At 70.6% G+C, this 18,455-nt stretch carries 11 protein-coding genes; 3 read left to right on the forward strand and 8 right to left on the reverse strand.

Annotation, left to right across the window (positions count from 1 at the left end):
* Positions 1-80 precede the first annotated feature (80 nt).
* On the reverse strand, positions 81-1,367 hold the full coding sequence (locus tag EDD92_RS35625; RefSeq protein WP_123968095.1) for a cellulase family glycosylhydrolase: 1,287 nt from the start codon (positions 1,365-1,367) through the stop codon (positions 81-83).
* Positions 1,368-1,375: 8 nt separating this feature from the next.
* On the opposite strand from EDD92_RS35625, the gene EDD92_RS35630 reads away from it, so the two are divergent.
* The gene (locus EDD92_RS35630) at positions 1,376-2,449 is read left to right on the forward strand and encodes an N-acetylglucosamine kinase (protein WP_123968096.1); all 1,074 of its coding nucleotides are present in this window, start codon (positions 1,376-1,378) and stop codon (positions 2,447-2,449) included.
* 50 nt (positions 2,450-2,499) lie between these two features.
* Positions 2,500-4,761, forward strand: coding sequence for a glycoside hydrolase family 3 N-terminal domain-containing protein (locus tag EDD92_RS35635; protein WP_123968097.1), 2,262 nt, complete (start codon positions 2,500-2,502; stop codon positions 4,759-4,761).
* On the opposite strand, the gene EDD92_RS35640 is transcribed toward EDD92_RS35635, so the two are convergent.
* From EDD92_RS35640 to EDD92_RS35665, 6 genes are all read right to left on the reverse strand, one after another.
* A complete protein-coding gene (locus EDD92_RS35640) occupies positions 4,751-5,629 on the reverse strand; it encodes a carbohydrate ABC transporter permease (RefSeq protein ID WP_123968098.1) in 879 nt (292 codons plus the stop codon). The genes EDD92_RS35635 and EDD92_RS35640 overlap by 11 nt on opposite strands.
* Positions 5,626-6,645, reverse strand: coding sequence for a carbohydrate ABC transporter permease (locus tag EDD92_RS35645; RefSeq protein ID WP_123968099.1), 1,020 nt, complete (start codon positions 6,643-6,645; stop codon positions 5,626-5,628). The genes EDD92_RS35640 and EDD92_RS35645 overlap by 4 nt, the downstream gene beginning before the upstream one ends.
* A 2-nt stretch (positions 6,646-6,647) precedes the next feature.
* On the reverse strand, positions 6,648-8,021 hold the full coding sequence (locus EDD92_RS35650; RefSeq protein WP_123968100.1) for an extracellular solute-binding protein: 1,374 nt from the start codon (positions 8,019-8,021) through the stop codon (positions 6,648-6,650).
* Between the two features lie 130 nt (positions 8,022-8,151).
* Complete coding sequence (locus EDD92_RS35655; protein ID WP_123968101.1) at positions 8,152-8,865, reverse strand: peptidyl-prolyl cis-trans isomerase; 714 nt, start codon at positions 8,863-8,865, stop codon at positions 8,152-8,154.
* Complete coding sequence (locus EDD92_RS35660) at positions 8,862-13,085, reverse strand: NEW3 domain-containing protein (protein WP_123968102.1); 4,224 nt, start codon at positions 13,083-13,085, stop codon at positions 8,862-8,864. The genes EDD92_RS35655 and EDD92_RS35660 overlap by 4 nt, the downstream gene beginning before the upstream one ends.
* 110 nt (positions 13,086-13,195) lie before the next feature.
* Positions 13,196-14,080 (reverse strand): MurR/RpiR family transcriptional regulator, encoded by an 885-nt coding sequence (locus tag EDD92_RS35665; RefSeq protein WP_123968103.1) that lies wholly within the window; start codon positions 14,078-14,080, stop codon positions 13,196-13,198.
* A 171-nt stretch (positions 14,081-14,251) separates the two neighbouring features.
* On the opposite strand from EDD92_RS35665, the gene EDD92_RS35670 reads away from it, so the two are divergent.
* Complete coding sequence (locus tag EDD92_RS35670) at positions 14,252-15,016, forward strand: sugar isomerase domain-containing protein (protein ID WP_123968104.1); 765 nt, start codon at positions 14,252-14,254, stop codon at positions 15,014-15,016.
* A 95-nt stretch (positions 15,017-15,111) separates the two neighbouring features.
* Here the strand turns inward: EDD92_RS35670 and EDD92_RS35675 are convergent, their stop codons facing one another.
* Positions 15,112-18,219: a beta-N-acetylglucosaminidase domain-containing protein gene (locus tag EDD92_RS35675; RefSeq protein ID WP_123968105.1), complete on the reverse strand. Its 3,108-nt coding sequence runs from the start codon at positions 18,217-18,219 to the stop codon at positions 15,112-15,114.
* Positions 18,220-18,455: the final 236 nt, after the last annotated feature.

An 18,455-nucleotide genomic window follows, 5' to 3' on the forward strand; every position in this document is an offset into this window, starting at 1 on the left:
CCGGCCCGTCGTGGCTGGTCGCGCCCACGCGGCGGAGCCGCATATCGACACAGCCCCGCGCCCCTTTGGGGCGCAGCGTCCTACGGCAGTTGTACGGTCTGCGTGATTCCCCGCGTCGCCAGGTACGCCTGGTCGTCCGCCCGTTCGGCCAGTAGTACCGCCGGGCGCTCGCCCTGCTTGCGCAGGAGCATCCACGCATCGAAGTACGTGCCGCCCGGACCGGAGACCGAACGGGTCGAGGGCGTGCAGTCCAGCACCAGGGCGGTGGTGCGCGGTCGGGGGGAGACGGGCTTCGCGCGCAGCTCGGCGACCGTCTCCGCAAGGGCCTTGGCGATCGGCTTGGGGCGGCCCGTGGAGTCGAAGAGACCCAGGGTGTACTCCAGCTCCGGATAGTCGGACAGTGAGCGGTCCACGTCGTGGGAGCACCACCAGGTCACGCCCCAAAGGCCTTCACAGTCGGCCGCGTTGAGGACCGTGGCGCGGGCGAAGTCCGGGGCGTCGGCCGCCGGGATGTGCGGTTCGGGAGCGCCCGTCTCCTGGACCCAGACAGGGCGGGACGGATCGTCGGCGTAGGCCTTCGCGAGTTCCGTGCCGTACTCGGCGAGGTGCTGCACCTCGAAGGAGCCGGGCCCGTAGCGGCGGGCGCAGTCGGCGGAGAACACCCAGGGGTGGACGGTCGTCACGTCGCCCTTGCGGGCCGAGGCCTCGGGAGTGAACGGGTGGTCGTCGCCGTACCAGGCGGCGTCGTACGCGGAGTGCGTGGCCAGCTGCCCGGGGCGCAGGCCCTCGCGGGCGGCCGCCAGCAGCGTGTCGAGGTAGTGGTCGACCTCGGCCGGCGTCACCGGGTTGTGCTCGACCAGGTTGTTGAGTTCGTTGCCGAGCTGGAGACCGATGAGGTTCGGGCGGTCGGTGAGGGCGCGGGAGAGCGTGCGCAGCAGCTCCGCCTGGGCTTGGACGGCCTCCGGGTCGGTGAAGACGTTGCGGTGGTGCCAGCTGCGGGTCCACTCCGGGTAGAAGTCGAAGCTGGACAGATGGCCCTGCACGCCGTCCACCATGACGTCGAGGCCCGCCTCGGCCGCCAGGTCGACGAGTTGTGCCAGCTGGTCGACGGCGGCGGTGCGGATGAGGGTGCGGTTGGGCTGGAGCAGCGGCCAGAGGTGGAAGACCCGGATGTGGTCGAGGCCCAGCCCCGCGATCTGGGCCAGGTCCTCGCGGGCGTGCTGCGGGTCGAAGTCGTGCCAGGCGTGGAACCAGCCGCGGCGGGGCGTGTAGTTGACGCCGAAGCGGAGCGTAGGGATGGGATCCTCCTCGGGGCGCCGACCCTGCCGGGTCGGGGGCTTGTCCTCGCTGAATGTATCAACCACCATGGTCGATGATGAATAACGATTTCAACCAGGAGTCCGGTGGCAATCGGAACTCCGGTGAACCGGAACTGGTGGTCGGCCTCGACGCCGGCGGCACCCGCACCCGCGCGGTTCTGGCCGCCGCGGCGGACGGCCGCGTGCTCGGCGAGGGCGCCGCCGGTCCGGGCAACGCCCTCACCGTGCCGCTGCCCCGGCTCACCGACCACCTCGCCGAGGCCGTCGCCCAGGCGGTGCCGGAGTCCGCAAGAGGCCGGGTCGCGGCGGTGGCCGGCGGTTTCGCGGGCGCCACGGGGGCGACGGAGGACGACCCGGGCCGCCTCAACGCGCTCACCGCCCTGACCGCCGCCCTCCGCCGGGTCGGCATCGCCACCGGCCCGATCGGCATCAGCAGCGACATCGAAGCGGCCTTCGCCTCCGCCCCCGGCACCCCGGCCGACGGCCTCGCCCTGGTCGCCGGCACGGGAGCGGTCGCCATGCGCATCACCGGCCGCCGCTGCACGGCCACCGTCGACGGCGACGGCTGGCTCCTCGGCGACGACGGCAGCGGCTTCTGGATCGGCCGGGAGGCGGTCAGGGCCGCCCTGCGGATGGCGGACGGGCGGGGCGGGGCGACGGCGCTGGCGGGGACGGTGGGCCGGGCGCTGGGGCTACCGGGCGAGGTGCTGCCGTACGGCGGCTCCGGGGCTCCCGAGAACTCCGGGGCTCCCGAGAAGCCGTACGAAGGCGCCCCCTACTGGTCCCGCACCCGTCGCGAGGCCTACCGCATGCGTCTGCTCCCCGCCGTCATGGCCGAACCCCCGACCCGGCTCGCCCGGCTCGCCCCGCTGGTCGCCGAGTCGGCCCGGGAGAAGGACCCCGTGGCGGAGGCGATCCTCGTCGAGGCGGTGGAGCGGCTGACCGACACCATCAGGGCGCTGGAGCCCCGTCCCGGGGAACGCGTCGTCGCCACCGGTGGTCTGCTCGGCCCCGACGGCCCCCTGACGGCACCCCTGACCGCCGCGCTCCGGAACCACCTCGGACTCACCCTCGACTGGGTGGCCGACGGCTGCGGGGGCGCCGTGGCCCTCGCCCGCCTCCTCGTCTGACTGCCCACGCGAACTCCTCGTCCGACTGCCCACACGAAAGGAACGGCCGCATGCCGACTCCGGAACCAGCGGCCGACCGCGCCGAACGCACTCACCGGGACCGCCTCCTCTACCGCGACCCCACCGCCCCCCTCGACGCCCGCGTCCATGACCTCCTCGCCCGTATGACCCTCCGCGAGAAGGCCGGTCAGCTCAACCAGCGGATGTACGGCTGGGACGCCTACCGCCGTACCCCCGACGGTGGCTACGAACTCACGGACGCCCTGTACGCCGAGACCGACCGTTTCGAAGGGCTCGGGGCTCTCTACGGGCTGATGCGGGCCGACGCCTGGTCCGGTGTCGACCACGGTACTGGGCCCGGCGGCCAGGACAGTGCGGCTCTCGCGGAGCTGGTGCAGCGGCACGTTCTCGAGCGCAGCCGGCTCGGCATACCCGCGTTGTTCGTCGAGGAGGTGCCGCACGGCCACATGGCCCTGGACGGCACGGTCCTCCCCGTCAACCTGGCGGTCGGCGCCACCTGGGACCCCGAGCTGTACGAGCGTGCCGCCGCGCACGCCGCCGCCGAACTCCGTGCCCGTGGCGGCCACTTGGCGCTGGTCTCGGCGCTCGACCTCGTCCGCGACCCCCGCTGGGGCCGTACCGAGGAGTGCTTCGGCGAGGACCCGTACCTCGCCGCCCGGCTGACGGAGGCACTCGTGCGAGGCATGCAGGGGGAGCCCGCCGAGTTCTTCGCCGACGATAGGGCACCCGTCGTCCTCAAGCACTTCGCCGGGCAGGGAGCCACTGTCGGCGGCCGCAACTCCGCCGAGTCGGAGCTCGGCTGGAGGGAGCTGGACGAGATCCACCTCCTTGCGGCCCGCGCGGGCGTCCGCGCCGGGGCCGCCGCCGTCATGGCCGCGTACAACGAGGTCGACGGGATGCCGTGCTCCGGCAACCGCGCCCTGCTCACCGGGCTGCTGCGGGAGAACTGGGGGTTCGACGGGCTGGTCATGGCCGACGGGCTGGCCGTCGACCGGCTGGCTCGCATCACCGGCGACAAGGTCTCCGCGGGTGCCCTCGCCCTCAACGCCGGGGTGGATCTGAGCCTGTGGGACGAGGGCTTCACGCATCTGGAGGAGGCTGTGGAGAGGGGGCTCATCGAGGAGTCCGTCCTCGATGCCGCCGTCGCCCGCGTCCTGCGCCTGAAGTTCCGCCTCGGGCTCTTCGAACGGCCCTATGGCGGCGGTGAGTTGCCGTCCGCCGAGAAGGGGCGCGCGCTGAGCACCGCCCTCGCGCGTGCCTCGGTCACGCTCCTCCACGACAGCGGGGGCGCCCTCCCGATACCGGCGACCGTCTCCCGTATCGCCGTCCTGGGACCCCAGTCCGCCACCTCCGCCCACCAGTCGGGCGACTACACCGCCCCGCAGCGCACCGGCAGCAGCGTCCTCGACGGGCTTCGCAAGCTCGCCCCGCCCGGCACCGACATCCGGCACGCCCGCGGCTGCGACCTCACCGGAGCCGACCTCTCCGGCATCCCCGAGGCGGTCGCCGCGGCCGCCGCCTCCGACGTCGCCGTGCTGGTGCTGGGCGGCAGCAGCGCCCGCAGCCCCGAGACGGACTTCGCCGCCAACGGGGCCGCGCTCACGGCCGTTTCGGAGATGACCTGTGGGGAAGGCGCCGACCTCGCCGGACTGCGGCTGGGCAGGGCGCAGTACGTCCTCCTGGACGCCGTCGTGGCGACGGGCACACCGACCGTCGTCGTCCTCATCCAGGGCCGCCCGCACATCGTGCCCGAGACCGCGGCCGCCCTGCTCACCGCCTGGTACCCGGGCCCCTGGGGCGGCGACGCGATCGCCGAGGTACTGCTCGGACATGCGGCACCCGTCGGCCGGCTCCCCGTCTCGATGCCCCGCTCGGCGGCCCAACTCCCCGTCCACTACAACCACAAGGACACCGAGTACGGCGGCTACGTGGACGAGAGCGCCGAGCCGCTGCACTCCTTCGGACACGGGATGTCGTACACGAGCTTCGCGTACGGGCCGCCCCGCACGGACGGGCACACCGTCACGGTCGACGTCACCAACACCGGTGCGCGGCAGGGCCGTACCGTCGTGCAGGTCTATCTGCGGCGGCTGATCACGTCCACCTGGCCGCGCACCCTCGAACTGTTCGCGTTCGAGGGTGCCGACCTGGTGCCCGGCGAGTGCCGTTCGGTCACCTTGCCGCTCGACAGGGGCCGACTCGCCGGGACCAGGACCGTGGAGATCCGGGTCGCCGAGTCCGCGCGGGCCGCGCTCACCGCCGTACCCGCCGTACTGGATGTCAGAGCTTGACGGCTCCCGCCGAGACGCCCTTGTAGAACCAGCGCTGGGTGATCACGAACAGCACAAGCACCGGGATGACGGAGATCACCGAACCGGCCATGACCACCCGCTGGTCGTAGCCGAAGGACGAGCTCTGCAGCCGGGACAGGCCCAGCGTCAGCGTCATGTGGCTCTCCGAGCGGAGCACGATCAGCGGCCAGAGGAAGTCGTCCCAGGCGCTGATGAAGGTGTTGATGGTGACCACCATGATCGCGCCCCACGCGGACGGCAGATACAGGTACCTGAACCGCTGCCACTCGTTCGCGCCGTCGAGCATCGCAGAGTCCTCGATCTCGCGCGGTACGGCCAGGAACGCGCCGCGCATCAGCAGGACGTTGATGGCGCCGACGAACCCGGGCAGCCACACGCCCGCCAGGTTGTCGACCAGGCCCAGGTCGCGGATGCTCAGGAACAGCGACACCATGATCGACTCGAAGGGGAACATCATGGAGGCGACCAGCACCACCCAGACCGCCTTGCGGCCCTTCCAGCCGGGCTTGGAGAGCATGTAGCCGGCCGTGGTGGAGAAGACGAGCTGGCTGACGATCGACAGGACGACCACGATCAGGCTGTTGCGGATGTACGTCGCCACCGGCACCTGGGAGAAGACCTCACGGTAGGCCCGCAGGGTCGGGTGGTGCGGCAGCAGCGAGGCGTCCGCGCCGAAGACGTCCTCGCCGACGCCCTTCAGCGACGCGAGGAACTGCCAGACCAGCGGGCCGACCGTGATGCCCAGCACGAAGAGCAACAACAGGTAGCGGACGACCAGTTCGCGGGGGCGGCCGTACTCCCGCCAGCGCGGCATCAGCCGCCGGGGCTTCTCGACGGCGGTCGTCATGCCTCGTCCTCCTTCGTCAGGCGCTGTGCGAGCAGGGTCAGGCCGAGGGTGAGTACGAACAGGGCGACGCTGACCGCGGAGCCGTAGCCGGCGTTGCCGGTGATCGGATCCAGACCGACGTCGCGGATGTAGAAGGGCAGGGTGCGGTCGGCGCCGCCGGGGCCGCCGGTGGAGCTGCCCAGCATGAAGATCTCGGTGAACACCCTGAGACAGCCGATGCCGGTGAGCGTGCCGACCAGCATCATCGCCTGGCGCACGCCCGGCACGGTGATGTGCCAGAAGCGCCGGACCGCGCCGGCGCCGTCCATCTGCGCCGCCTCGTGGAGCTCCTTGGGCACGTTTCCGAGCGCGGCCAGGTAGAAGATCATGTACCAGCCGAGTCCCTTCCACAGCGTCAGGCCCATCGCGGAGAAGAGGATGAGCCAGGAGTCGGAGAGGAAGGGGACGGCGGACTTGATCAAGTGGGCCTTCTGCAGCCAGGTGTTGACCAGCCCGTCGTCGGCCAGCAGCCACTGCCAGCTCAGGCCCACGACCACGCTGGAGGCGAGGACGGGCGTGTAGAAGGCAGAGCGGAAGAAGCCGATGCCGGGCAGGTTCCTCTCCACCAGCACGGCCAGCATCAGCGGCAGCAGCACCATCAGCGGGACGACGATGACGGCGTACAGGATGCTGTTGCGGGTGGCCAGCCAGAAGTCCGAGTCGTCCAGCATCCGGGTGTAGTTGTCCAGCCCGACGAAGCTCGCGGCGCCGCCGAGCGGCTTGGCGTTCGTGAACGACAGCAGGACCGTGTTGAGGAACGGGAACACCCCGAACACCACCGCGCACACGATCGCGGGCGCGGTCCACAGCCAGGGCAGCCACCAACGGCGGTACAGGGCCGCGCCGTTGGCGCCCGGCACGGGGCCGGGGAGCACAGCCCTGACGAGGCGGCGGATAAGGGACGGGGCCGTGCCCGGCACGGAGGCAGTGCGCTCCGTACCAGGCACGATCACCGGCTCAGCGGTCTCGGTCGCCACGCTCAGCCCGCCTGCTTCAGCAGGTCGTCGGCCTTCGCCTGAGCGTCCTTCACGGCCTGCTCGGGGCTCTTCTTGCCCTGCATGGCCAGCTGCACCTGTGCCACGATCGCGTTCTGGACGGCCGGGGAGAGGTTCGTCTGGTTGGTGTCGGCCGTCTTGAGCTGGTCGGCGACGAGCTTGCGGGCCTGGGAGAACGGGTCGCTTCCGGTGACGTTCTGGAAGAACGGGTCGTTCAGCGAGTCCGTGGTCGTCGGGAAGATCACCACGTTCGGGTCCTTGCACCAGGCCGTCTGGTTCTCGGCGTTGGTCAGGTACTCGGCGAAGGCGAGCGCCACGGGTGCGTGCTTGCTGGTCGCGGCGACCGATACGTACTGGGGGGCGCCGGCGGAGGCGCGGCCGAGTGCGTCATAGGGCTGCTGGCCGACAGCCGTCCTGTCGTAGATCGAGGGGCTGTTCTGCTTCACGAAGCGCACGAAACTCGGGTTCGTCGAGCCATAGGCGACCTTGCCCTGGCTGTACAGCGTGGACGGGTCGTTGCTGGAGGACAGCGAGTCCTTCGGCATCGCGCCCTCCTTGTACAGCTTCGCCATCCAGGCCACCCACTGGGTAGTCCTCGGATCATTGGCGAAGACGGCGGACTTGCCGTCCGCGGAGAGCGTCTTGATGTTCATCTGGTCGAAGTCCGCCGGGATCCGCCAGATCGGGTTGGCCATCGTCGCGTAGAACTTGCCCTTGCCCGCCTTGGCGATCTTCTCGTAGTCGGCGAACAGGCCGAAGAGCGTCGTCGGCGGCTTCGCCGGGTCGACCCCGGCCTTGTTCAGCAGGTCCTTGTTGTACGTCAGCAGGACGCCGCCGGTGTACCAGGGGAGGGTGGTGTGGATGGCCTTCCCGGAGGCGTCCTTGAAGGTGGCGGACTTCCAGAACGACGGGACGAAGGGCTTCGCGACCTGCGGGTCCTTCACGCTCAGGTCGAGCAGGTAGCCGGCCTTGGTGAGGGCGGTCGCGGTCGGGGCGTTGACGTTGATGACGTCCGGCAACGTACAGGCCTGGGCGTCGGCGACGGTCCGCTGGGTGAAGGTGTTGTCGCCCGGGTCGTCGATCCACTTGACCTTGGCGCCGGGGTGGGCCTTCTCGAAGGACTTGATCACTCCGTTGAAGAAGCCCCCGAAGTCTTTCTTCAGGTTCGTCGTCTGGAAGGTGATCTGTCCCTTGACGTCACCCGTCAGCTTGCCCGAGCCGACGTTGCCCTTGTCCACCTTGCAGCCCCCGGCGGTGCCGTCCCCGCCGCCGGAGCCGCCGGACAGGCCGCAGCCGGCCGCCGTCAGCGTCAGGGCGATGATTCCCGCCACGGATGCGGTGAGTCTTCCAGCGCGCATGTCCACCCTCCTGGGACCAGCCGAGCGGCTGGTTCAATCAACCAACTTCGACTCCGATTGATGAAAAGGTGGACCAGAATTCATCGGAGGTCAATGGTTTGCCGTGTTGCGTTTCTGTTCCGCCCGTGACTCAGTGGCGGTGCTCGTGGTCCGGGTGTGAGGGGTCGCCGGGGTGCTCGTGGCCCGCGGCGTACACCACGTCGGCCCGTGCCCGGTCGAACCAGGCGAAGAAGGCGCGCCGGCCCGCCGCGTGCCTGAGCTCCCGTGCGATGCCCTCGCGGGCCTGTTCGTACGGCAGGAAGTCCTCGGGTGCGGTCCGCCGGAACGGGTCGACTCCGCGCCGTAGCGCGTCCGGGGTGAGGTAGCGGTCCCGGTTGCGGTCGTAGTAGTCCCGTACGGCTTCCTCGGGGATGTCCTGCTCGGCCTCCAGCTCGGTGAGGAAGGCGCGGGCGGCGGGGGAGTGGGCGAGGGCTGCGGCGATGATGCTGCCGAGGTCTGCGACGTCTTTTTCGGCCACGGCCAGCAGTCGTGTCGGGGACACCTCTGCTACCGGGGCCAGCCCCCGTTCTGCGCATGCCCGCCGGGCCAGTTCGTCGGCTACGACCACCTGGGTGGCCCAGCGCCTTCGCTGCCGTTGGGCTTGCGCCGAGAGCGCCGCGGGGGGTGCCGCATTATGTCGCTTGGCGTCTGCGGCGCCGTTGTGGCTGGTCGCGCCCCGCGGCGGAGCCGCTGATGAATACAGCCCCGCGCCCCTACAGGGGCGCTCCGGTACCGTCTGCAGAAAGGCGTCTACGCGGTTTTTGGGAACCGGTTCACCGTGTACGACGGCTGCGTGGTCCGTCATGGTGTTACCTCCAGCTCCACGGCCTTCGTGTAGGCGACCCGGCCGTGCCAGGCGATCTTTGCCATCAGCCAGTACGAGCCCGGCGGGATCGCCGCGCCGTCCACGTCGATGGCGCAGTCCAGTTGCTGCCCGGCTGCGACCGTGAAGCCCTGGCAGCCCGGGGCGACCCCCGGCCAGGTGCCCCAGGAGGACACGGCCCACAAGGTGCCGTTGATGGGGCCGTGGGTGGTGTTGTGCAGTGTCACCGGGACTCGGACGCGCTCGCCTCTGCTGACGGTGATCCGGTCAACTGCCAGATCGGCCAGCAGGGTTGGCCCGGCCGGCTCGCCCGGTACGTCGACGGCCACGACGTCCTCGTACGTCTGCCCCTCGTACGACAGCCTCGCGGCCAGCCAGTGTCGGCCGGGCGCCGCGTCGGGCGGGGGCGTCACCGTGAGCTCGGTGAGGGTGAAGCCGCCGGGGCCCAGTGCGTACGGGAGGGCGGCGGGCTCGGTGGACCAGCCGGGGGGTGCCTCGACGGTCACCGTGCCCGAGACGGGTGCGTCGGTGAGCTCCGAGGAGATCCGGACGGTCGCGTTGAAGGGGCCGCCGGAGGCGGTGAGCGTCGTCGGTGAGATGTACACGGCCACCGGCATGTTGCCGCGGGGTGCGGGGCCGGAGTTGTGGAGCCAGTAGCGGGTGTGGACCGGCTGCGCGGGCTCGTGGGCTGCGATGCCGGGGTCGTACGAGCTCCGGGGGCCCTCGGTGGGCGTGGCCAGGACCGTCGCGACCTCGAACCCGGTCAGGCCGACGGAGAGTACTCCCTGGTCGTCCGGCGCCAGTTGCTCCCCGGGTTTTTCCAGTACGTCCGTGCGGGCTCCCCGTGCCCAGGCCCGTGGGCCGTGCACTCGCGCCCGTACCGGACGCCCGTTGACCTCGTGCATCCGCACGACGACCCCGCGCTCCGGCTCCGCCGACGCCGCGCTCCCGCGAGCGAGCGGTGAACCGGCCGGCTTGAGAGCGTCGAGCAGGACCTCGCCCGCCGGTTCGAGGCGCAGCAGGCTCAACTCCCTTGGCAGGGAGGCTATTTGCGACGTCTGTCGTACTCGGGCGCTCAGTGGGTGGTTGAACTCATGGCCGACGCGGGGCAGTTGCTGCTCCCGCCAGTCGCCTTCGCCGCCGACCACCGCGTACTCGAAGGTGTGGGACCAGCGCTGGAGCTGGAACCCCGAGCCGTCGGGGGCCGTGCGGCGCGGCGGGTCGACCCAGATGCCGGACGGCCAGCCCGTGCAGGAGCGCATCAGGGACATGTAGAGGTCCCCGGAGGAGGTGACGACACAGCCCGGCGTGCCGCGGTTGAGGACGGCGAAGCCGCGCCCGTCCCAGGCGTCACCCGGTGGCAGCGCCTCGCCGCCGCCGGCTGCCGTGGCCGTGACGGTCGCGTCGTCCAGGTCGGCGATCAGCGCGTCGACCGCCTTCGCATCACCCTCGGCATTGGCACCCGCCACCACCAGCAGCGGCAGCCGTTCAAGGTCGCGCAGGTCGGCCCCGGGCACCCACTCCTCGCGCAGCGAGGCGCGCGGCGCGACCCAGACGGCTGCCACGCCGCCCTCGGCCAGTTGCCGCTGCAGTTCGCGCCCGGCGGCCGGATCCCAGCCCAGCGCCTCGGCAACGAGGGAATTGCGGTCCGGGCCGCCGACGGCGATCCGGATGTCGGGCAGGTTGGAGTCGACCTCCAGGTCGCCGTAGCGCGGACCGTCGGCGATCGTCGAGGTCGCCGTGACCCCGGCGCGCACCAGGGCGGCCGCGAGCGGCGTCCCCAGCTCACCGGCCTCGTCCCAGGAGGCGTACACCAGCTCGGCGACCCCGATCGACCGCCGGCCGAGCAACGCGCCCGTGTCGTCGCGCAGTTCGACCCGTGCCGTGGACCCGAGCCCGAACCAGGTGTTGGCCGGGTTGTCCAGCGTCCACGGGAACTGCTCGCTGTCCACGTCGACGAAGCCGAACCCGCGCCCGATTACCGCGTCCGCCACCTCGTGCACCGGCAGTCCGCCCTGCACGTCGGAGGGCCAGCGGACGCGGATCAGCCGGTCGGCGCCTTCGTAGCCGTCGACGGTCGTCGTCACGTCGACGCGCGGAACGCCGGTCCACAGCGTCAGACGCTGTGTGTACCGGAACAGCCCGAGGTCGGCGCGGACGGTGATCCGTGCACCGGCGGGAGAGTGCTCCACCTCGGCCTCCGCCATCACGTCACGGCTGCGGGCGGCGGTGGTGCCCGTCGGCGTGAGGTGCCAGGGGCCCTCGCCGAAGCGCGGGTGCCTGGGGTACTCCTCCTGTACGACGAGCTCGTTGCCGATGTCCCCGGCGCGCAGCAGCTCCCGGCCGCCCTCGGTCAGCGCGCGGAGGCTGCTGACGCCGCCGCCGCGCGCGGGGTCGACCGTGACCTCGTAGAACTCGTTGCGGATGGTGGTGCCCTCGCCGGGTGCCCACTCGGGGACGGTGCCCTCGGCGAGGGGGAGGGCCTTGAGTCCCATGCCGGGCAACTCCGGTACGACGACGTGGAGTTGGCCGTTCTCACGGACGGCGGGGAGGCCGAGGGGGACGAGTCCCGGGTCGTCGACCGTCAGCACGTCCCGCCGCTGGCAGGTCGCGGAGTTGAAGACGACCAGGTCGGCGCCGTCGCCCGGGGTGACGTGGTCGGCCAGTGCCTGCGTGGCGTCGGTGTGCACGGTCTCGGCCAGGTCGGCCAGCTCGCGCCAGCCGGTCATCAGGTCGATGTAGACCTGGTCGGACTCGGAGCCCGTGATGGCGTCGTGGTGGGCGCCGTAGATCAGCTGCCGCCAGGCCTTGTCGAGCGCCGCGTCCGGGTACGGGTGCCCGGTGACCAGCGAGGCGAGCGTCGCCCAGGCCTCCGCGTCGGCGAGCAGCGTCTCGCCGTACCGCTGGGCCTGCTTGGTGTCGATGTAGGAGACGTCCTTGCCGGTGTAGACGGGGTTCATGTCCCGCGTCTGCGGGGACGCCTTGCGGCCCTCCGCGTCGAGCTCGGCGCGCACGGCGGCGAAGAAGTCGCGCGGTGTGCCGCTGATGAAGCGCGGCCAGACGTAACGGGCGTTCCAGTCCCGGTGGATGTCCATCACCCAGCGGCACGGCGGCGCGTAGTCACCGCCGACCGGGAGCAGGACGTTGCGGGTGAGGGCGACCGACCTCAAGCCCCGGAACAGCTTGAGGGCGGCCGCCTCCGCCGCCGGCAGGGTGGGCGCGTTGTCGATCGCCCAGCCGGCGCCGTAGTGGTTGACCATGTAGGCCGTCAGCAGCCCGCGCCCCGACGGAGCGATCCAGCTGAACTCGGCCGGGAACTGCATCCGCCCGGGATCGCGCGGCTCCTCGCCGAAGACGGAGAGAGTGGGCCCCCACTGGTGGAACGGCCCGCGCGCCCACGAACTGGAGCTGATCCCCGCGTCCGCCATCAGCCCCGGGAACTGCGGATCGTGCCCGAAGGCATCCAGCTGCCAGGCCGTCTCCGGCGACGAGCCCATGATCCCGCGCTGGAACCCGTCGCCGTACAGAGCGTTGCGTACGGTGGCCTCGGCGCCGGTGAGGTTGGTGTTCGGCTCGTTGTAGGTGCCGCCCATGATCTCGACGCGGCCGGTGCGGATCAGCTCGCGCAGGAAGGCGCGCTCCTCCGGGAAGGAGTCCCAGTACGGCTTCAGGTAGTCGACCTCGGCGAGTACGAAGGTGTACGCCGGGTCCCGGCGGGCCAGGTCGCAGTGGGCGCGGACCAGGCTCATCCCGGACTGGCCCCGTGAGTCGAAGGTCCGGGCCGGCAGACCGGTGGAGGCCGGGTCGTCGGCGACGTCCCAGGTCTCGGTGTAGGCGGCCTGGGTGTTCCACCACACGGGGTCGTAGTGGAAGTGGCTGACCATGAACATGGTCCAGCCGGGCTCGGCGGCCGTGAAGGGGACCGTGAGCGCACCGGTCTGCTTGGGGTCCACGGCATCCTCGGCGGTGACCGTGACATGGGTGCCGTCGCCGGGGGCGAGGTCGGTCGTCACGGGTATCTCGGCGCGGACCGTGCCGTCGTCGCCCGTGGTCGCGACCGTCGTCCCGGAGACGCCCGGGCCGGCGACGACGATACGGACCGTGCGGCCCGGGGCGTGGCTCAGCTCGACGGCCATCACCTGATGCGGATGCTCGGTCGTCCCGACGAAGAGCTCGGTCGACTCGGCAGAGGTGACGCGCATGGGTCTCCTACGAGGATGCTCGGGGGAGCCCCATCCTGGCATCGCCGGGATGATTCAAACAACCACCCTTACGCATTATCGGTGGTTCATCCATGCAGCCGCGTCCGGTTTCACCTCGTCCGGCGCGACTTCACCGCATGCTGCGGGGCGATGTGGTCCGTGAGGGCGAGCGAGGCGCTGGCGCGCTGGTAGGAGAGCTGGCCGACCCGGACGTAGAGGCAGTCGACGATCATCAGGACCGAGTGGCGGCCGCCGATGCTGCCCGTGCGGAAGCTGGTCTCCGACGTGGCCGAGATGAGCCGGATGTCGGCGGCCCGGGCGAGCGGCGAGCGCGGGTCGGTGGTGATGGCGACGGTGGTGGCGCCACGCTCCTTGGCCATCTCGAAGGGTTCGAGGGTCTCGCGGGTGGCGCCGGAGTGGGAGATGCCGATGGCCACGTCCGCCGGGGTGAGCAGCGCCGCGGAGGTGGCCGCCCCGTGCACCTCGGTCCAGCCGCGGACCGCGCAGCCGATGCGGAACAGCCGGGTCTCGGTCTCCTGCGCCACCGTGCCGCTGCCGCCGACGCCGTACACATCGATCCGCCGGGCCTTGGCCAGCGCCTGGGCCGCGCGCTCGACTGCGTCGAGGTCGATCCGGTCGATGGTCTGCTGGATCGCGCGCAGGTCGGCGCTGCCGACGACCTGGACGACCCGCTCCAGGCTGTCGTCCGGCGAGATGTCCGGCCCGATCTCGGCGGAACCCCAGTCGGAGACCTCGCCGCGGCCGCGCTCCTGGGCCAGCTCGATCAGCAGATGCTGGTAGGAGTCGAGCCCGATGGCGCGGCAGAAGCGGGTCACGGTCGCCTGTGAAGTGCCGGTGCGGCGGCCCAGTTCGGCGGCCGAACAGTGGGTCACGGCGGCCGGATCCTCCAGGATGAGCTCGCCGACCTTGCGGAGGGATCCGGCCAGCCGGGGAAGCTCCGTGCGGATCAGTGTGGTGACGTCCGTCGAGGGCATGAGGAGAAGGTACCAGCCACCCGTCAGGGTGCGGATTGAATACCAGTACCACAGAGGTGAGCGACGTTCGCACGTTGGGCCGTTGCATTGCTCGCTGCATGACCCATGTGATTTATTGATTCACCTGTGGAGTCGGATGGGGTGGTTCAATCCACCAGTGGGGAGTGTCGCGTGTCCGTCGAGTCTGTGAGCGCCGAAGGCTTCGCGAGGGAGAGCCTGGCCGTCCTGGCGAACATCACCGAGTCCGCACGCGAAGAGGTGGCGGGCGCCGCCGGACTGATCGCCGACTGCGTCCGCTCGGACGGCGTGATCCAGGCCTTCGGCACCGGACACTCCCAGGCCATCGTCCTCGAACTCGCGGGCCGGGCAGGCGGGTTGGTGCCGACGAATCGGCTGAGCATCGCCGACCTCGTTCTTTACGGCGGCGACGACCCGAGTGTCCTCGACGACCCGCTCCTGGAACGCAGCGAAGGGGTGGCCGAGCGGCTCTACCGCCTCGCCGGGCCGAGCCCGCAGGACCTCTTCGTGATCATCTCCAACTCGGGTGTCAACAACGTGATCGTCGAGATGGCGCTGCAGGCCAAGGAGCGGGGCCATCGCGTGCTCGCCGTGACCTCCCTCGCCCATACGCGGGCCGTCCCTGCGGGACATCCGAGCGGGGAGAAGCTGGCCGATCTGGCTGATGTCGTGCTCGACAACCGGGCGCCTCGGGGGGATGCGTTGTTGGAGCTTCCGGGGGGTGGGGCTGTCTGTGCGTTGTCGACGCTCACGGGGGTGATGTTGGTGCAGATGGCTGTCGCCGAGGCCTCCAGGATGCTCCTGGACTCCGGTGAACGTCCGCCCGTCTATGTCTCGGCCAATGTTCCCGGCGGGTTCGAGGGCAATCTGGAGTTGGAGAAGCGGTACGCCGGGAGGATTCGGCGTACCGCCAGTTGAGGGCTCCGGCTTGAGGGTTGTGTGTCGACTGCGGGGTAGTGGGGGCTTGTCGCGCCCACGCGGCGGAGCCGCATATGGACACAGCCCCGCGCCCCTCAGGGGGTCAGTGCTACCGCCAGGGGATATGTGCCGGTGGGGAGGGGTGGCCCCGCTGTCCCCGAGGCTGTGTCGATCGGTATCAGGGCGTTTTCGTCGGCTGTTGTGACGTAGGCCCTGGTGCCGTTCCAGTTCAGGGCTACGTCGAAGGCCGACTTGCCCACCGTGATCTGTTTGCCGGGGGCGCCCGTCACCGTGTCCACCGGGGTTACGGAGTTGCCGTTGCTGGGGCTGACCCAGAGTGTGCGGCCGTCCGGGGAGAGGGCGAGGCCGTAGGCCTGGCCTGTGACGAGCAGGGTTGGTTCGGTGTCGTTCGTGGCGGTGTCGATCGGGGTGATCGTGGAGCCGCCGGAGTCGGAGACGTACACCGTCCTCCCGTCGGGCGCGGCGACCACGTTGAAGGGGCTCGGGCCGACCGGGACGGGGGTCTCGGCCTTGCCGGTGGTGAGGTCGACCGGCGAGACCGTGTTGTCGTGGATGTTGGCGACGTACAGGGTCCTGCCGTCGGGTGTGATCGCCATGTTCTCCGGTCCGGAACCGACCGGGACGGGTGTCCCCGCTGTCAGTGTGGTCGTGTCCACGGGCTGGACCGTGCCGTCCGTGTAGTTGGCGATCCAGAGCGTACGGCCGTCAGGGGTGAGGGCAAGCCCGGCCGGGACGCGGCCCACGGAGACCGTCGCGGTGACCTTGCCGGTGGTCACGTCGATCACGCTGACCGTGTTCGAACCCTGATCGGCGGCGTAGGCGGTGCGCCCGTCGGCGCTCACGACCACCTCACCGGGGTTGGCGCCCACGGCGATGTCGGTGCTCTTCCCGGAGGAGAGGTCGATCGAACTCACCGATGCACCACTGAAGTTGGCGGTCAGTGCCCTGGGCGTTCCCGTCCCGTCGGTGACCCGGACCGGGAGTGCCCGGCTGAGGATTCCGGTGCCGGACACCACGAGCGAGCCGACTTGCTGGGCCGTCCCGGCGGTGACCGTGACGGTCGCCGAGGCGCCGCCCCCGGCCGGGACGGTGACACTGCCCTCGGTGGGCGAGGCGGTGACGCCGTCGGGCACGGCGAGCTTCCAGGAGACCGTGCGGGACGCGGTGGAGCGTTTGTCGGAGAGGTTGAGCGTGACCGTGCCGGTCGCGCCCGGCTCGAGGCTCAGCGAACCCGGGGTGAAGGACGCGTCGACGCCGGGGTCGGGTGCCGTGTCCAGCATCGTCGTATAGAGGAACTGGTCCATCACGCCCGGCGAGACCTGCTGGGGGATCGCGTCGAGTCCCTTGCGCTCGGCCCTCAGCCGGTTCCAGTACGTGGTGACGGCGTCGGTGTCGCCCTTCTTGTCGGCCAGCAGCAGGGCCACGGCGGTCCGGCCCGCGGTGCCGTAGCGGCCGAGCTTGTCCAGCCAGGCCGAAGTCTCGTCCAGGAAGGCCGAGTTGGATAGGTGGGCGCGCAACTCGGCGGGCGTGGCGGCCATGTCGGTGAAGTACGCCGTCAGTGCGGCGGCCGCCCGGTCGAGGCCGTCGTCGTCGGCGTAGGCCTTGCGGAAGGCTGCGATGAGCTTGGTGAGCGTGGGTGATTCGGTCGGGTCCAGCTGGGAGGAGTAGTTGTTCTCGGCGAAGATGCGCAGCCTCCCCCACAGCCGGAAGGGCGTGGGAGGTGCCCCCATCGCCGCCGAGGGCCCTGCGAGATCGCGGACGGAGGCGAGGAAGGCCGCGCGGGGGTCGTAGGCGTGCGGGTTCCAGAGGTATGCGGCGGAGGTGAACAGGGCCAGGCGGCTGGCTTCGCCCTGGATCATCGGGTTGGCGGTCACGCCGACCGCCTCGCTCGCCACACCGGGTTCACGGCCGGTGTAGGGGCCGAGCAGGAGGCGGCTGGTGACGTAGTCGTTCACCGGATAGTTGTCCCAGACCAGGATCGGGTGACCGTAGACCGTGCGGGCCTGCTTCAGTTGCTCGGTGGTGATGGTCGGCGCGATCACGCCGACGCCGGTCCATTCCACGACCACGGACGGATCCAGCTTCTCGCGCAGCGCCTTCTTGTACGGGGAGTCGGCGAGGTCGGAGTACTCGGTGGGGACCATCTCCAGGGGCTGGAGGCCGGTGTGCCGGGCGGAGAAGTCCTTCCACGCCTGGTTGAGGAGATGCGCCTGGGCCGTGCCTGCCGCACCCCCTCCCGTGCCGAACTCCTTCTCGTCGGCGTCGCAGTTCCACTTCGTGTAGCTGATGTCGTCCAGCGGGATCGCGAACGACCGCACGCCTATGTCGTACAGCGAGTCGAACTTGCGGGTGAGGGCGGCGATGTCGGACGCGGAGGAGTAGCAGACCGACAGGCCAGGGGAGAGGGCGTAGGTGAAGCGGACGTGGTTCGCGTCGGCGCGGTCGACCAGTTCCCTCAGCCGGGCCAGCTCGGCGGCCGGGTACTCGTCGCGCCATCGGGCACGCAGGTAGGCGTCGTCCTTGGGGGAGTAGACGTAGACGTTCTGTTTCGTACGGCCGTAGAAATCGAGCTGGTTGAGGCGCTCGGTGTGTGTCCAGGGGGTGCCGTAGAAGCCCTCGACGACTCCGCGCAGGGCGGCGGTGGGCCAGTCGCGGACGGTGACCTGGGGCAACTCGTGCCGCCCGGCCATCAGTTGGCGCAGTGTCTGGGCGGCGTAGAAGGTGCCGGTGGTGTCGACGCCGGACAGGGCGAGGATTCGGCGGCCTGAGGCCAGGGTGTAGCCGCCGGAGGGGAGGGCCGTCGGGGACTTGGCGTGCAGCTTCTTCAACGCATCCGTGGTGGCCGGGTTTTCGGAGGGGCCACCGAGAAAGACGGTGAGGCCGGCCTTCGGAGGTTTGTCGTCGGCGCCGACTTCGATGATGTGCTTGGCGCCGGCTGCGCGCAGCAGGGACTCCACGAGGCGTCGGGCGGACCGGTCGGTGCCGGAGCCCACGACCTCCACCACCCTTGTCGGGACGGTGAGTTGACCGGGTCCGGTCTCGATCTGTCGGGGAGTCGGCCATACCTGGGGCTGTGTTGCTGTCGTGGCCGCCGTCGCCGAGGTGATGGCCGGGGCGGTGAGGCCGGCGGCGAGTACGAGGGCGGCGGACGCAAGGCACCACGGACGTCTGGCTGGGAACATGTATTCTCCTGAGCCAAGGGTGAATCTATTCGCCGCAAGATGCTAGAGATGCTGAATGCATCATTCAATGGGCGTCGGTCCGCTGCTGCGGCGGACCACCAGTTCCACGGGGGCCGGCGGCTCGACCGGCACCGGCTCCCGAACGCCGAGCGCCAAGTGCTTGATGTTGTGGTGTGGGTCACAGCAGGGCTAGGGTGAAAACGCTTGGAGGACCACGCCCGGGCGTACCGATCGGC

Origin of the sequence: Streptomyces sp. TLI_185 (assembly GCF_003814765.1) — a bacterium.
In the GTDB taxonomy this organism is placed as follows: Bacteria; Actinomycetota; Actinomycetes; order Streptomycetales; family Streptomycetaceae; genus Streptomyces.

Bases quoted from the DNA above. Each gene is read 5' to 3' on its own strand.
- EDD92_RS35650 (WP_123968100.1), bottom strand. From the start codon at position 8,021: ATGCGCGCTGGAAGACTCACCGCATCCGTGGCGGGAATCATCGCCCTG.
- EDD92_RS35675 (WP_123968105.1), bottom strand. From the start codon at position 18,219: ATGTTCCCAGCCAGACGTCCGTGGTGCCTTGCGTCCGCCGCCCTCGTA.
- EDD92_RS35625 (WP_123968095.1), bottom strand. From the start codon at position 1,367: ATGGTGGTTGATACATTCAGCGAGGACAAGCCCCCGACCCGGCAGGGT.
- EDD92_RS35655 (WP_123968101.1), bottom strand. From the start codon at position 8,865: ATGACGGACCACGCAGCCGTCGTACACGGTGAACCGGTTCCCAAAAAC.
- EDD92_RS35640 (WP_123968098.1), bottom strand. From the start codon at position 5,629: ATGACGACCGCCGTCGAGAAGCCCCGGCGGCTGATGCCGCGCTGGCGG.
- EDD92_RS35665 (WP_123968103.1), bottom strand. From the start codon at position 14,080: ATGCCCTCGACGGACGTCACCACACTGATCCGCACGGAGCTTCCCCGG.
- EDD92_RS35630 (WP_123968096.1), top strand. From the start codon at position 1,376: ATGAATAACGATTTCAACCAGGAGTCCGGTGGCAATCGGAACTCCGGT.
- EDD92_RS35635 (WP_123968097.1), top strand. From the start codon at position 2,500: ATGCCGACTCCGGAACCAGCGGCCGACCGCGCCGAACGCACTCACCGG.
- EDD92_RS35660 (WP_123968102.1), bottom strand. From the start codon at position 13,085: ATGCGCGTCACCTCTGCCGAGTCGACCGAGCTCTTCGTCGGGACGACC.